Origin of the sequence: Priestia sp. HNGD-A6, from assembly GCF_045784335.1 — a bacterium.
GTDB lineage: Bacteria > Bacillota > Bacilli > Bacillales > Bacillaceae_H > Priestia > Priestia zanthoxyli.
In genome coordinates, this window is record NZ_CP138622.1 from 60776 (window position 1) to 74701 (window position 13926).

At 32.8% G+C, this 13926-nt stretch carries 15 protein-coding genes; 6 read left to right on the forward strand and 9 right to left on the reverse strand.

Going from position 1 to position 13926, the window contains the following annotated elements:
- Positions 1-731 precede the first annotated feature (731 nt).
- The 4 genes from SCI76_RS26915 (at position 732) to SCI76_RS26930 (ending at position 5318) form a co-directional block, all read left to right on the forward strand.
- On the forward strand, positions 732-1046 hold the full coding sequence (locus tag SCI76_RS26915; RefSeq protein ID WP_157774346.1) for a co-chaperone YbbN: 315 nt from the start codon (positions 732-734) through the stop codon (positions 1044-1046).
- Between the two features lie 478 nt (positions 1047-1524).
- On the forward strand, positions 1525-2940 hold the full coding sequence (locus SCI76_RS26920; protein ID WP_099331388.1) for an MFS transporter: 1416 nt from the start codon (positions 1525-1527) through the stop codon (positions 2938-2940).
- A 631-nt stretch (positions 2941-3571) separates the two neighbouring features.
- The gene (locus SCI76_RS26925) at positions 3572-4018 is read left to right on the forward strand and encodes a MarR family transcriptional regulator (protein ID WP_098113792.1); all 447 of its coding nucleotides are present in this window, start codon (positions 3572-3574) and stop codon (positions 4016-4018) included.
- Between the two features lie 100 nt (positions 4019-4118).
- On the forward strand, positions 4119-5318 hold the full coding sequence (locus tag SCI76_RS26930) for an MFS transporter (RefSeq protein ID WP_098113791.1): 1200 nt from the start codon (positions 4119-4121) through the stop codon (positions 5316-5318).
- 158 nt (positions 5319-5476) lie between these two features.
- Here the strand turns inward: SCI76_RS26930 and SCI76_RS26935 are convergent, their stop codons facing one another.
- The 7 genes from SCI76_RS26935 to SCI76_RS26965 form a co-directional block, all read right to left on the reverse strand.
- Positions 5477-5719, reverse strand: coding sequence for a hypothetical protein (locus SCI76_RS26935; RefSeq protein ID WP_047751991.1), 243 nt, complete (start codon positions 5717-5719; stop codon positions 5477-5479).
- Between the two features lie 131 nt (positions 5720-5850).
- Entirely contained in the window at positions 5851-6111 is a 261-nt protein-coding gene (locus SCI76_RS26940) for a hypothetical protein (RefSeq protein WP_048022077.1), read from the reverse strand.
- 365 nt (positions 6112-6476) lie between these two features.
- A complete protein-coding gene (locus SCI76_RS26945; RefSeq protein ID WP_155017591.1) occupies positions 6477-7646 on the reverse strand; it encodes an FtsW/RodA/SpoVE family cell cycle protein in 1170 nt (389 codons plus the stop codon).
- Between the two features lie 194 nt (positions 7647-7840).
- A complete protein-coding gene (locus SCI76_RS26950; protein ID WP_155017592.1) occupies positions 7841-8926 on the reverse strand; it encodes a DUF4030 domain-containing protein in 1086 nt (361 codons plus the stop codon).
- Positions 8910-9437, reverse strand: a complete 528-nt coding sequence (locus SCI76_RS26955; RefSeq protein ID WP_247807465.1) for an RNA polymerase sigma factor — start codon at positions 9435-9437, stop codon at positions 8910-8912. Before SCI76_RS26955 ends, SCI76_RS26950 begins: the two co-directional genes overlap by 17 nt.
- A gap of 409 nt (positions 9438-9846) precedes the next feature.
- Entirely contained in the window at positions 9847-11037 is a 1191-nt protein-coding gene (locus SCI76_RS26960) for an FtsW/RodA/SpoVE family cell cycle protein (protein WP_155017594.1), read from the reverse strand.
- A gap of 39 nt (positions 11038-11076) precedes the next feature.
- A complete protein-coding gene (locus SCI76_RS26965) occupies positions 11077-11331 on the reverse strand; it encodes a hypothetical protein (RefSeq protein ID WP_155017595.1) in 255 nt (84 codons plus the stop codon).
- A 304-nt stretch (positions 11332-11635) separates the two neighbouring features.
- Between SCI76_RS26965 and SCI76_RS26970 the strand changes: the two genes are divergently transcribed.
- Both SCI76_RS26970 and SCI76_RS26975 read left to right on the forward strand, forming a co-directional pair.
- The gene (locus SCI76_RS26970) at positions 11636-12127 is read left to right on the forward strand and encodes an RNA polymerase sigma factor (RefSeq protein WP_155017596.1); all 492 of its coding nucleotides are present in this window, start codon (positions 11636-11638) and stop codon (positions 12125-12127) included.
- Entirely contained in the window at positions 12127-13032 is a 906-nt protein-coding gene (locus SCI76_RS26975; RefSeq protein WP_155017597.1) for a sigma factor regulator N-terminal domain-containing protein, read from the forward strand. The genes SCI76_RS26970 and SCI76_RS26975 overlap by 1 nt, the downstream gene beginning before the upstream one ends.
- Before the next feature lie 140 nt (positions 13033-13172).
- Here SCI76_RS26975 and SCI76_RS26980 read toward each other — a convergent pair whose 3' ends face one another.
- Both SCI76_RS26980 and SCI76_RS26985 read right to left on the reverse strand, forming a co-directional pair.
- On the reverse strand, positions 13173-13553 hold the full coding sequence (locus tag SCI76_RS26980; protein WP_098113468.1) for a hypothetical protein: 381 nt from the start codon (positions 13551-13553) through the stop codon (positions 13173-13175).
- A complete protein-coding gene (locus tag SCI76_RS26985; protein ID WP_154990994.1) occupies positions 13550-13897 on the reverse strand; it encodes a hypothetical protein in 348 nt (115 codons plus the stop codon). The genes SCI76_RS26980 and SCI76_RS26985 overlap by 4 nt, the downstream gene beginning before the upstream one ends.
- Between the last annotated feature and the right edge of the window lie 29 nt (positions 13898-13926).

The following is a 13926-nucleotide window of genomic DNA, read 5'->3' on the forward strand; positions in this document are numbered from 1 at the left end:
TATAATGTTAAGCATATTGTTTTGTAAACTAGATAAAATGTGGAATTCACAAATATTTTTTATAAGTAACTAACCTATATTTAAATGGTTACACAGTTGCTATTTGAGAAAATTCATCAGAAGCGCAGGTTATTATAATGGTACTTTAAGAATAAAAAAGAGCCTCCTCAAAGAATGAGAAGGCTCTTTTTGTAGTTAGAATCACCCACTATAATTTCCGTTACAGTAAGGTAAAGATAGTATAAATAAAATTCAATAGAATGTAAATAGAAAAAAACCAACTGCCCATAAATAAAGAAACATGTTCCACCATGCCCCCTTTGAACAGTTGTCAAAATTAATTTTCAGAATAGCTAAATTATAACACATATAATCTGTTATGTATGTTTTATTTTCAAAAAGGAAATAGCATGATTTTCTTTTTAATCCATGTTATGGTTTTAGTAGAAACCCACTTTTTAATAATCTCTCTTGCAACAATCTAATGTGTGATTTAGATACTTCTTAAATTTAAAACGAAAAAGACTTTCTCAAATAAGAAAGTCTTCTCCTAGTCTGAATGAATGTACTTGGTTAAAGTTAACATTCTCCCTTATTATACGTATTCTTCAGGTGTCTGTCACCTAGAAAGCACACCATCTATTTGCGTTCTTATACTGGAAATGATTAGCGAGACAAGGAATAAAATATAATTAAAGTGTTTATTACAAAAAATGATGTGGAGGGTTGTAATGACTATTTTAAGAGGAACAAAGGATAATTTTTTCTCACTGATTAAAGAAGGTATAACCTTAGCTTATTTTTCTAACCCCCAGACAGAAGAGTGCCAAACAACTCGAGCAAACTTAGAATCTATAGAGAAGAATATTAAAAAAGATATTAAGTTCGTAGAAATTAATGTGAATGAAGAAAAAAAGGTAGTCGACAAATTCCCAGTCGACATATTCCCGACCCTTATCTTGTTTAAAAATGGAAAAATACTGAAAAGTAAAATTGGAGGACAGCCCAGATCCCAGCTAACCCATTTTATAAGTCCTTTCAACTAAATATTTCACTTTTAATATGTATGTATATCAATCAAGTTAAGTGATTTTTCTTTAAAAGTTTGTTATCATATATCTCGAAGAAACTCATTTCCGGTGAGATAATTTCTTCGAAATCACATAACATGTATTTATCTCTAAGGGTATTAACGTAATATCTTTTGGATAAACTACTTACAATGCCGAAAGGCATTGACTTTCCTATTCTATTTTAGGTGAAAAAAGCTACTGTTGGTGGAGTCAGTCAGTAGCTTTTTTCTGTTTCTTTTATCTTTTCCTCACTATTTGCCTCCTAACCAAAGTTGAACATAATATATGGCACATACATCATGATTTTTTTCTTAGACGTGAATATTCTTCTCTCTTCCATCTAAAAATAATGAATATTCATAAGGTTTTGGATGTCTAATAAACTAAGTCTTTAGTTTGACTTTTATCCTTGTTCTTGTATAGTCTTATATCTTGGAGGTGACGTGATGAAATGAAGTTTAACAAGAAAAAAATTAACGTCGTAGATATTGATAAAGCTAAAAAAAGCGTCTTTGCTACAGGGGTAGGAAACGCGATGGAATGGTTTGACTTTGGTTTGTATTCATATTTAGCTGTTATCATTAGTCAAAACTTTTTTAGCGCAGTTCAAAATGATCAACTCAAATTAATGTTCACATTTGCCACATTTGCCATTGCCTTCTTAATGCGTCCACTAGGCGGTATTATATTCGGTAAAATTGGAGACAAGTTAGGACGAAAAGTCGTTTTAACCACTACAATTATTTTAATGGCTTTTTCCACATTACTCATCGGATTATTACCTACATATGATCAAATCGGTGTATGGGCACCTATCCTTCTATTAATTGCACGAATCATTCAAGGTTTTTCAACTGGTGGTGAATATGCTGGTGCGATGGTGTATATTGCAGAATCATCTCCAGATAATAAGCGTAATATGCTTGGAAGTGGATTAGAAATTGGTACACTTGTTGGTTATATTCTTGCTTCACTACTCGCTAGCTTACTGTTTATTCTTCTATCAGATAAACAGATGGCCTCATGGGGCTGGAGAATTCCCTTCTTACTCGGGTTACCTTTAGGACTAATTGGTTTTTATTTACGAAGTAGTTTAGGGGAAACACCTATTTTTGAAAATGAAATCTCGAATTCTGAAGATGAAATTGAAGAGGAAAGCTTCCTCTCTATTTTAAAAAATCACAAAAAAGATGTGTTTGTTTGTTTTGTAGCTGTAGCTTTCTTTAACATTACAAACTATATGTTATTATCATACATGCCATCTTACTTAAATGAAATCATTGGTTTATCAAACACAGTGGGTACGGTATTAATTACGGCCATTATGATTATCATGGTGCCACTTGCGCTTATGTTTGGAAAGCTAAGTGATAAAATTGGAAACAAGAAAGTTTTCTTAATTGGTTTAGGTGGGTTAAGCTTACTGTCAGCTTTTTCGTTCTATTTAATCAATTTAAACGGTTTAATCTTTGTTTCAATTGGTATTCTTATTCTAGGTATCTTCCTTGCTACGTATGAAGGGACAATGCCAGGAACACTGCCAACGATGTTCTATACAGATATTCGCTACCGAACATTAGCAATTACGTTTAACGTTTCAGTTTCTATCTTTGGTGGAACGACGCCATTAGTTGCAACATGGTTAGTTCACGCAACAGGCAACCACTTAGCTCCAGCGTTCTATTTAACCATTGTGAGCATCATCGGATTTTTCGTGATTTTGTTCCTGTTTGCGAACACGGCAGGAAAATCACTCAAAGGTTCATATCCAACAGTTTCCTCTAAGAATGAGTACAATGAAGCAGTTGAAAATCCTAAAGATTCATTATGGTGGCACACAGAACAAACTAAAAAAACAACCGAATAAAATTGAAGTGTCTTTCTAAACTATGTTACAATTTAGATGACAAAAGACAAGCTTTAAATAAAAATCTACCTAATTTGCAACCATTAGGTAGATTTTTTATTGTTGAATTCATTTCTTTCATCCTGACTTCTCTTTTTCTTATTACCTCATTTATCCTCTATATAGAGTTAGTTTATATGAATTTGATTATGTTCAGTTTAAATTCTGTCACATCATTAAGTAAATCTAAACACATTTCATTAAAATTAACGTTATTATTTACATACCTTGTAGAAAAACTTCGTATTTGTCGTCAGTTAGTGTAAATGATACAACTAAGATTTTTATAAGTTAGTTTATCTATTTACTTTTATAAATAAAATACATTATTTTTGTATTCCTACTTAAAAATATCTAGTTAAAGACATTGTAAGATTAAATATTTCACTATTTTCCTGTTAGGATAATATAAACAAATCAATGTCTTGAAAGAAAAGTAGAAGATAGATTAGTTATAATAAAAAGCTTAATTATTTACTTCTCATTAATATTGATCCTTGTTACGTATTCTCAATAAGTATTATAGTGCTTTATTTCGTTGTGAAAGAAACAAAAACTCGTTATACTGTATACAAATTAGGGAGGAGTTAGTATGGATAAAAGGCAGCAGTTAATGAGTGAACTTATGGATTTGTGTAATGAAATAATCTGGCGTAATAAACCGGAAGTAGAATTGGCTTTAAAGGACTATAAGTTGAGTGAAATAGAATTAATCGAAAATATTGCTTTAATCCCAAATGCAAATGTAACAAAGCTTGCAGCTGCAAGCTACATGACTCGAGGTGCTATAAGTAAGCTTACTAAGAAGCTAATAGCTAAAAATATGATTGAGAGTTATCAAAGTGTTGAAAATAAAAAGGAAATATATTTTCGCCTAACAACCAATGGACAAAAAATAAATGATGTCCATCAAGAATTACACCAATCTTTTCTTGAACGTGATAAAGAAGTATTTAAGTACATGACCGATGAGGAATTTGACACTATTTTTCGTTTCATTGGTCGATATAGACATCATTTGAAAAATATCACTGAGTAAGTGGTGTTTTTTTATGTTGTTTTATTGTTGACAAGGAAACAATAAAACAATAAACTTGTATTTGTTTCCTTAGAAACAATAAAGTCAAAGGAGAACTATTATGCATACTTCAATAAATAAACATGCCCTAACGTTTGGGCTTATCACGGTCTTCTTAACGGGTCTTGGATTGACTATAGTTAGCCCTGTTTTACCTTTTTTAGTAAGGACTTATACTAGTAGTCCCAGCAGTCAGGCTACTGCAGTGACATTACTTACTTCTATATACGCTCTTTCTGTCTTCTTGGCTGCACCAGTCTTAGGTGCGTTAAGCGATAGATATGGTCGTCGTCCAGTATTAATTGTTAGTCTAATCGGCTCTGCCTTTGGTTATTTTATCTTTGGAATTGGAGGTGCACTTTGGATTCTCTTCATTGGCCGTATCATTGAAGGTTTGACAGGTGGTGAAATTTCAGCGATTTTTGCTTACTTTGCAGACATCACACCTTCAAACGAACGCACTAAGTACTTTGGTTGGATTAGTGCTGTTGTTGGGGTGGGCACTGCTTTGGGTCCTATCATTGGAGGTGCACTTGCGACTTTTGGAAACAGTGTTCCTATGTATGCTGGTACGGTTATTACATTACTCAATGCCATATATGGCTATTTTTTTATGCCTGAGAGTCTTGAGAAGTCCAGACGCTCTTCCAGTATCTCTGTTAGACATCTTAATCCATTTATACAATTATCAAAGGTTTTTTCCTTTCACTCTGTAAAATGGCTGCTAATTGCCGGTTTTCTAATTTGGATTCCTAATGGATCATTACAAGCTATCTTCTCTCAGTTTTCAATAGATACATTTGCATGGCAGCCTATATTGATTGGCCTGACATTTTCTATAATAGGTGTACTGGATATCTTTTCCCAAGCACTTATTATGCCACGACTACTCAAATCTTTGACGGATAAAAAAATTGCTCTATTAGGCATGATAAGTCAAATTATTGGTTTTATCCTTATTGCCATTTCAGCCGTTACAGCCTTTTCTCTAGTCTTTATCGTTGGGATGGTTTTCTTCGGACTCGGTGATTCAATCTTTGGGCCATCATTTAACGGGATGCTTTCAAAATCTGTTAGTGACAGTGAACAAGGTCAAATACTAGGGGGAGCTCAAAGTATTCAATCTCTAGCCCGATTTAGTGGACCTATCATTGGTGGTCAGCTGTATTCAATAGTTAGTCACACTACTCCAGCCATCATGGGTGTGGTAATGATTGGTATCTCTGCTCTCGTTTTATCCAAAAAGCATCGTTATATTTAATAAAAAACAACCATTAAACAAGAACAGAAGAACTGCCTTCACCGATGGCAGTTTTTTCTGTTTTATAAATGTATACCTTATAAGCGTTTAGTTAACATAAAACCAATTACAGGAACCAAAGGCCCATTATTCTACAACATAGAAAAATGGGCCTTTAATTACCTATAATTACTTTCTATAAGTTCTCCTAAATTATCCAAATCTTGACTGATATTTAAGATAATTAAGTAATGCCATTCGCCTTTACGTTTCCCTAAATTGACTACTTGATGGACTTCAACTTGATCATTTTTATATTCTCTAGCTGCTTCACACATTTCCCACAACTTACTGCCAAACTCTGTGTTATCCCAATTTCTTATTGTCAAATCGATATAAGACTGGCTCTTTTTTAAATTCATATCCCACTCTCCCTATTACTAAAAATAACATTAAAGTAATAGTTCATGTAAAAAACTTAGTTACCATAATCACTCTTATCGGAAATTTTAATTATAAAACAAAGCCCCTGCTTATCAGCAAAGCCTTTGTTTTATTCGGCTGATTCTTTGATAAGATCAATAAATTCCATTGCATGAGATTGATCTTGTTTTATCATCTTTATTTTTTGAGGATCTAAAAGGATCCTTTTTATTTGTTTGTCCTTCCAAATTGTAGTGTTATAAGACGGAACCTTATACAACTCTTTAAACCACTCCTCCGTTGTTAACTCTTCAATAGCTAATCTTAACTTAGAATAAGAAGTAGGCTTCATTAAAATGCCGTAAGATAGCAAATCTTTAAATTCATCCATCTTGTCACCTTCCCTATATTTAGACTTTATTAAATACTGAAATTATAAATCACCATGTATATTAATCTATAAATATGGCCAAACTAATAACGTATTCCCCCTATTCTAATAAACTTGAAAAACCTTTGCCTGTATAGGAAAAGGTTTCTTTTTGTTAACTTAATTATGAAATTATAAATCGAACTTTCTTTTTTAATTTATTTTCCTTAAAATAGTTCAATTAGGCTAATAGGCTACAAACACCACATAACAAAGCCAATGTACAAGAGCCCAAAAGAGACAAATAAAATATATTTTACTATATGCAGACGTGTTTGAGACGTCATATTTGGTTCATTACTTTTCACTTCTTGATTCATTTCTAGTTACCTCTCACTTTGGTCGAAAATATACACATTTGATCTAAAACTAATATTTAAAACGAGTCCCATCAAACACATGCTACTCATAAGAGAACTGCCCCCATAGCTTATAAAAGGTAAAGGTATGCCTGTAATAGGAAGAAGACCTATACACATTCCAACATTCTCAAGAACATGGAAGAAAATAACGGATATAATTCCTGTACAAATGTACGTAGAATATTTATCTTTTGTATGAAAGGCTACCGTTATAATTTGATAAATTAATACCATAAACAAAAGGAGAACCAAACTTGTTCCCACGAATCCATAGTTCTCTCCAATTGCACTAAAAATGAAATCTGAATGCTTTTCCGGAACATACACAGCATAATGAGAGGTATCTCGCCCTGATATAGAACCCGAACCAATTGCCTTTACAACCTGCAAGTAGTTGTAGGAAAGACTTCCAGCATATGATTCTGGGTCAAACCACGCATAAATACGATCGAACTGGTAGGGGTGTAAATGAAGGTATTTTTCTAAGATTGCCGCATGATTCAGTACCATGTATAAAATGATAGAAGCGACTACTCCCATAGACGCAAAGATAGGAAGAATGAGCTTCCACGTGACACCTGAAATAAATAACATCATAAAAAACAAGAAAATCATTACGAGTGCTGTTCCTAAATCGGGCTGTTGCATAATCAAAAGTATCGGGATAGAAAGAGTTGCACCCAGTTTTCCAATGAGCAGCAAATCACTGCTGACATCTCTAACTCTAAATTTTTCGTTATGTTGTTGAATTACTTTACTAAACGCTAATATTAAGGAGATTTTCATGAACTCGGATGGTTGTATTGAACCAATTCCAGGGAGCACAAACCAACTTTTCGCATTGTTTTTGAGAGGAGCAATACTTGTGGGCGAAATAATTAGCAAAATAAGAATAAAAATAGTAAAACCGTAGAAAAACCACGTGATCCGATTCAGTTGGTCTTCATCTGGCCTCATCATCATGAAGATAATGACTCCGCCTACAATGTACCATTCCACTTGTTTAACGACGAAGTTTGTTGTGTACTGGCCTGTTTGCTGGGCATTAAAAATAGCAACACAACTAATGATAAAAAATAACAAAAGGGTGAAAGCAAGCCCATAATTAAAGCTTTCTGATTTCTTACGTTCCATTTGTAAAACACCATTTCTATATAGATTTGTTGACATCGTTAATTAGACGCTTCAAAAACAAAATAGTTTTCTATTTCTGAGAAAAAATTACTCATACACAGTAAGGTTATAGCCCGTATTCCATTTGATATAAACTAAAAAAGAAGTACCCTGAGAAATAGTGAGCCTAATCCTCAGGGGAGGAACGCGTCTATTTAATTTAGTTTTTTCTTTCCTTTAGCGTAAATAATGATTTTATAAGGATCACCTTTTATTTTAGCCTTCATGTCATCTGTTTGAAGGAATTCATCAATAATTCCTTGGAGTTCGTTGGCAAACTCTTTATTCTCTTTAGAATAACTTAATGATGTATAAATAAACACCTGTGGTTCAGGGTGAACAGAGTAGCCGACCATCTTCACATGATATTCCTCTTTTCCTAATAAATCTTCACCAACATCATCAAGGATATTTCCCCATCTACCTTCTTGTTCTTGCTTTTTTAAGTTAATTTTATATACCTTTATAGGTGTTTTTCCTTCGTTATTTTTAACAAGAACATCGCTAATCACTTGTTTAATATCTTCAATATGCTTCTCAGTATCAAGTACTTCTAGAGCTACTCTGGCGTCCGAGTCAAATCCTGCTATGCTAGCATCTAACACATGATAATTACGTTTTTGTAATTCAGCATCAATCTCTTGATTTATTTTGTCGTATTTTTCTTGACGAGGATCAGGTTTATACTCATATTGAACAGGATCATACCGTGTAATTTTGACTTTATAACTATCATAGTTACGTGCCTCTAAAATATCTTTTGTAATTTTATTTATATCGCCTTTAACGCGCTTAAAATACTTCTCTGAACCATCCACACTTATCTCAATTTGCTTCTTTCCTCCATAATAGGTCTGACCTAAAGAATCAATTTTATAACCTTTTTTCCTTAGCGTATTAATAATTTCAGTGCCTACAGACTCTTTCTTGAAAATCTGACCCAAATAAGGGATTTTAGAAACTACTTGAGCCATTGCAGGAGAAACAAATGCTGAACTAATGAATGCACCACTCAAAATAACAAGTGCAATCCCATAGTAGACAACATTTCTTAGAAGGTGATTTTTTTTCATAGGTAATATATCGTTTCCAGGCTTTACTGATTCTGATTGCTCTAATTGATCAATGGCTTCTAGAAGTCGCTGCTTCTGTTTTTGTTTTTGGTTTGATTTCCAGACCAAATCCTCATTCAGTTTTTCTAGTGAACTATCATCCATAAAAGAATTAAACCGTTTCTTCATATATATATCCGTCCTTTACTAACTGCTTTCTCAAAGCAGGAATTGCCCTGAACTGTGTAGACTTTACTTTGCTTTCAGACCATCCTAGGATAGTAGCTGTATCTTTAACAGAAAACCCTTGCACTTTTCGTAGTACAATGACCTTTCTGTGAGCTTCTTTAAGCTTTTCTAACGCTTGATACAGTTCTAGAGAGGTTTCTTTCAACTCAATCATCTCTTGAGGTAGAGGATTATTGTCTGTTTTAGAAAGAACAAAATCTTTCAAAAGACTTAAGGGTTTTTGTTTCCTAAAATAATCCATGGTAACATTATGTGCAATACGGAACAGCCACGTCTTTTCGCTAGAGTTTTTCTGAAAGGAATCATAAGAAAGGTAAGCTTTTACAAATGTTTCATGCGTTAAATCTTCAGCTTGCTGATAATCTTTCACCAGCATTAAAATAAATTTTAATATGGCGTCGCTATGGTCGTCATACCAACGCTCGATTTCTTCTTTTTTTGTATTTTCCAATATCCTGACCATCCTTTTAACCAATATTCGTTACTTAGACGAGAGTTTTTCAAAAAAAGTTGTGTTTTTTATACAAAAAATAAAAAAACTCTCTTATTTGAGAGATTTTAATAAAAATCTTCATGTTTTTCCGTGTCTGTTTCGTAAAATGAAAATATAGATACATTTTTTAAAACTTTCACTTATGCAATAGATAGTGCAAAATTGCTATGTAACGGTTGCATAACTGATGCAACCTTTGAGTACACTACTTGAGAAGTCTTTTAGGACTCAACTTACAACCTAATATTTATCAGTAGAAAGAGCTATCTTCCCTAAAGATGGCTTTTTCGCCTTGTAGTTCACATAAAACCATTTATAGGAAAATAAACAAGGCATCTTGTAAAATAAGATGCCTTGTTTACTCAATTTAAACGCTCTCTAACTTACTTTGTTTGACTAATTCCTTCTTATGCTTTTCTTCAAACTTATTAAACATAGAGATATTAGTTAATACGCCCATAGACAACATTAATAACGTGAGGGAAGATCCACCATAACTCACAAACGGTAAAGTTACACCAGTAATAGGTAAGATACCTGTTACTGCTCCAAGGTTAACAAACACTTGAATGCCAATCATAACTGAAATGCCTATAGCTAATAATGCTCCAAATGGTTCTTTACACTTTTGTGCTATTCTTAACCCTTTTATAATAATAAAAAACAATAAGCCTAAGACAATAAGTACTCCCCAGAAACCTAATTCCTCTGCAATAACTGCCATGATAAAATCTGTATGAGATTCAGGTAAATAACCAGCTTTTTGTACACCCTGTCCTAGGCCTAAGCCCTGTAGTCCCCCAGTTCCTATAGCCAAATAAGAGTTAACAAGTTGGTAACCGTCGCCTTGTTGATTTTCAAATGGATGTAAGAATCCTGTGAAACGAGAAATACGTACTGGAGAAAAGACTGTAGCGATATGGCCAGTTACTAATAAAACAAAAAGCATAACTCCTATTCCTACTACTCCTAACATCGCAATCTTTAACATTGATTTTTTAGAAATACCAGAACATAAGACAATAGCTGCAACCATTCCTAAAATAAGAAGAATTCCTCCATAATCAGGCTGCATTGCAATTAAAAAGCAAAGAAAGAAGACGATAAGAATAGGTGGAATAATAGCACGCTTTAAGTCATTTATGTATTGCTGCTTATTTGTAAATACAGCTGATAAATACACAATGATTACGAGTTTTGTTAATTCTAATGGTTGTATTCTAATTGGACCAAGAACAAGCCAACTTGTTGCATTCCCTGCCGTATGTCCAAATACAAGAACCAGAACTAGAAGTGTAGTTACTCCCCCTAATGCAAGTTTCAACACTTTTTTTTCTTGATAAATCTTATAAGGGATAATAGCTGTAACACAAAAAAAGAAAAAACCTGCTATAAGTGCAAGCTTTTGCTTTTGATAAAAGTAATCACCCGTGAATCCATATCGAGCAATAGCTGTTACCATACTGGCACTGTAAACCATAATTAAACCAATCATACTTAAGATAACTAAAGCTATAATAAGCTTGTAGTCATAACACCTTAAAACCTTTTTAAACATAGAAATATCCTCATTTCTTGCAGTATAAAACATATGATTTTAGAGAAAAGTTCTCAATAAATTAAACAAACCAAAGGCTGAACTTGCTACTATAGCCATAGTAGCTACTGTTTTGTTTCCTCCTGTCAAATAATAATGTAAACTATGTAAGATAAATGCAACTGAGACAACCATAATGACTGCCTCGTACCAAAAAGAACTATTTAGATACCACCCTAAACTCATAAAGACAAGTAGTAGTACTAAAGAGATTGTTCTTACTCTACTTTCTGTGACAACTTCTACGTACTTCATACAACACTCCTACCGTTAAATAAAAATTACCATTATGTGATTAATTATCATTTATTAACCATAAATGTAAACAAGGCTATAATTATAACATAGTAAAACCTTAAGTAAGATAGGGATAGTGGTAAAAAGTATAAGATATTGATTCTTATTCACTATAAAATGGATTATAGTTAGTAAATAAAAGGGGCACTGGTTCTAGAACCGGTGCTCCTTTTATTTATAATCAAAAATTTTCTGTTTCTCGTCTTTAAGTGTATACATTTATTACGGCTTATTCGTTGTATAAGTACAGGGAGGATAAATAATGAAAAAAGAAGATATACTCGCCTCCTACCTTATCGATCTAGGAGAGGAAGTGCTCAAACTATTATTAGCTAAGGGCGCTACAAAGGAAGATGCAGAAGACATCATTCAAAATACTTTTTACAAGGTATATACACTATTAGATGATCTAAAAGAGAGCACATTACGTCCTTGGTTTTTTAGAGTTGCACTGAATGAATACATAGACTTGAAGAGAAAAAAGGAACAGCAAAACATCTATTTAACAGAGAAAACTTATGCAAAATTACAATATACAGACTGTGAATTCGATGCCATCTTAAATAAAAATGAGATATTTTTTTTGTTAAGGGATGTAAGAAAAGAATACAAAGAAGTCTTTTTTCTAAAGTATTACTATGATTTTTCATATGAAGAAATTGCATCTATGTTAGACGTTAAAGTAAATAGTGTGAAGCAAAAATTATATCGTGCTCGTAACTTGATTCAATCAAAAGCAGGGGGGAAACGTTAATGGAAAGTTCTTTACAGAAAGCTTTGCAAAAAGCCAAACGCAAGCAAGTTCTTAAAATAGTCATTATATCAATTGTGGTTGTAATTGTAGCATTAGCAGCCCTTTATAGGGTTGGCAATTATTTTGTAACCAAAAATACTACAAGGCTTAGCGATGCACTTTTCTTAGAAAATGAGATTGCCGAACCAAATATCCAAATTGATTCTCAAGTACGAAGTAGTAGTTCAGTATTTGGGGGTAATATTGTGACAAATCGTTCCAAAAATATTGATGGCTACATAGTTCAATGGAGCACACTAACAAGTTCATATGGTTGGTTTATGTCCCATATTGATAGTAATGAATTAGTCCCAGCTTTCTATTCGCACGATGATGAGCTTTATCATTATGATAAACAAACTAAACAGAAAGTTGGTACTTTTTATAATCCATCTATTGAAGATTATTATGGGGGAATTAAAAACGATTTAAATGCAGTCTCAAAAATGAAAAATCACGTTGCAGAAGTGGCTATTTCTTTTGAAAAACCCTATACATTAGAGGAAATACAAAAACAAATTCCTGATAATTTGAATATTGTATGGTTGTATATGGCGTCACCTATTGTAGATGAAAGTAAGGGACCTACTGGTATGCCTGTTTATGGGTTTAACCCATCTAGTTCACCTAAGGAGAGCTACAACGAATTTACCAAGAACCTAAAAAAATATAATGCTGAAGATGAAACAATTCAGAAGTTCCTAGCATCAAACAAAGACAAATCATTTGATAAAGTTAAAATTCTAGGGGTGATGGTGACAGGCCAAACCAAAAATTTTAAAGCATTAGAAAATAAAGATTTCATTCGTGGCGCTTCTGTAGGAGCCACCGCACAAATGGTTCCTTATATCAAACCAGAAAAATAATTAGCAGAGACCAAGTAAATACTTGGTCTCTTTTTTGTTTCTTTAACAGCGAATATAAACTTAGTTAACATAAAACGTATTACCGGAACTATAAAAGACCAAGAACTTTAAATGCTTCCTGTCCTTTGTTAAATAAATCTTTATATTTCTTTTAAAAATGGACTTTCAATCATTGTATATTTACGTGCAAATCTTTTATAACTGATTTCTGTAAAATTGTTTCCTTTTTGAAAGACTAACCTGTTGTGATCTATATCTTTTTCTGACAGCTTATATCCTTTTTTATTCATTGTTTTAATGTAGGTATCTAAATGTCCTTTAGGAACTATATACAAGATATCATTATCTACATTTGATGTTTCGGCTATCCCTTTATCTTTGAATTCTAGCTGATAGATTGCCTTAGCATTTGCAATTGGCCTATTTGCACCAAAAATGTGCTGCCAATTAACAAAGACAATAAACGTAATTAGAACAATGAAAATAATAGAACTACAAGCAATTATCATTATTTTTTTCATTCAAATTTCCCTTTATCATTAAAGATCTGTGCTTGTTCTATTTGTTTTTGATCCTCTGCTGAAAGACTAACTTCAACCGTATTACCACTTTCTTGAGTTAGATTCTCAATATCTCTTACAATACCTTCTCGCTGCTTATTAGTTATGTGCATGCTATGTAGCTCAGCTTCTTTTTGTTCCTCTGCTGTTATGTGTGTAGTAGTATCATTATCACCGTTTAATGCTATATCGGAGCTTTCAAATAATGGTGATTCATTTGAACTTTGAATAAGCACCCCTAATGTAGATAGTCCTAAGATACATGTACAAACTAATAAATGTTTTTTTACTTTAATTTTAGACAACCCTTTCTTTACCTTAAATATCTAATTCA

Bases quoted from the DNA above. Each gene is read 5' to 3' on its own strand.
- SCI76_RS26975 (WP_155017597.1), top strand. From the start codon at position 12,127: ATGGAAAGTTCTTTACAGAAAGCTTTGCAAAAAGCCAAACGCAAGCAA.
- SCI76_RS26915 (WP_157774346.1), top strand. From the start codon at position 732: ATGACTATTTTAAGAGGAACAAAGGATAATTTTTTCTCACTGATTAAA.
- SCI76_RS26920 (WP_099331388.1), top strand. From the start codon at position 1,525: ATGAAGTTTAACAAGAAAAAAATTAACGTCGTAGATATTGATAAAGCT.
- SCI76_RS26945 (WP_155017591.1), bottom strand. From the start codon at position 7,646: ATGGAACGTAAGAAATCAGAAAGCTTTAATTATGGGCTTGCTTTCACC.
- SCI76_RS26930 (WP_098113791.1), top strand. From the start codon at position 4,119: ATGCATACTTCAATAAATAAACATGCCCTAACGTTTGGGCTTATCACG.
- SCI76_RS26970 (WP_155017596.1), top strand. From the start codon at position 11,636: ATGAAAAAAGAAGATATACTCGCCTCCTACCTTATCGATCTAGGAGAG.
- SCI76_RS26980 (WP_098113468.1), bottom strand. From the start codon at position 13,553: ATGAAAAAAATAATGATAATTGCTTGTAGTTCTATTATTTTCATTGTT.
- SCI76_RS26925 (WP_098113792.1), top strand. From the start codon at position 3,572: ATGGATAAAAGGCAGCAGTTAATGAGTGAACTTATGGATTTGTGTAAT.
- SCI76_RS26950 (WP_155017592.1), bottom strand. From the start codon at position 8,926: ATGAAGAAACGGTTTAATTCTTTTATGGATGATAGTTCACTAGAAAAA.
- SCI76_RS26940 (WP_048022077.1), bottom strand. From the start codon at position 6,111: ATGGATGAATTTAAAGATTTGCTATCTTACGGCATTTTAATGAAGCCT.
- SCI76_RS26965 (WP_155017595.1), bottom strand. From the start codon at position 11,331: ATGAAGTACGTAGAAGTTGTCACAGAAAGTAGAGTAAGAACAATCTCT.
- SCI76_RS26935 (WP_047751991.1), bottom strand. From the start codon at position 5,719: ATGAATTTAAAAAAGAGCCAGTCTTATATCGATTTGACAATAAGAAAT.
- SCI76_RS26960 (WP_155017594.1), bottom strand. From the start codon at position 11,037: ATGTTTAAAAAGGTTTTAAGGTGTTATGACTACAAGCTTATTATAGCT.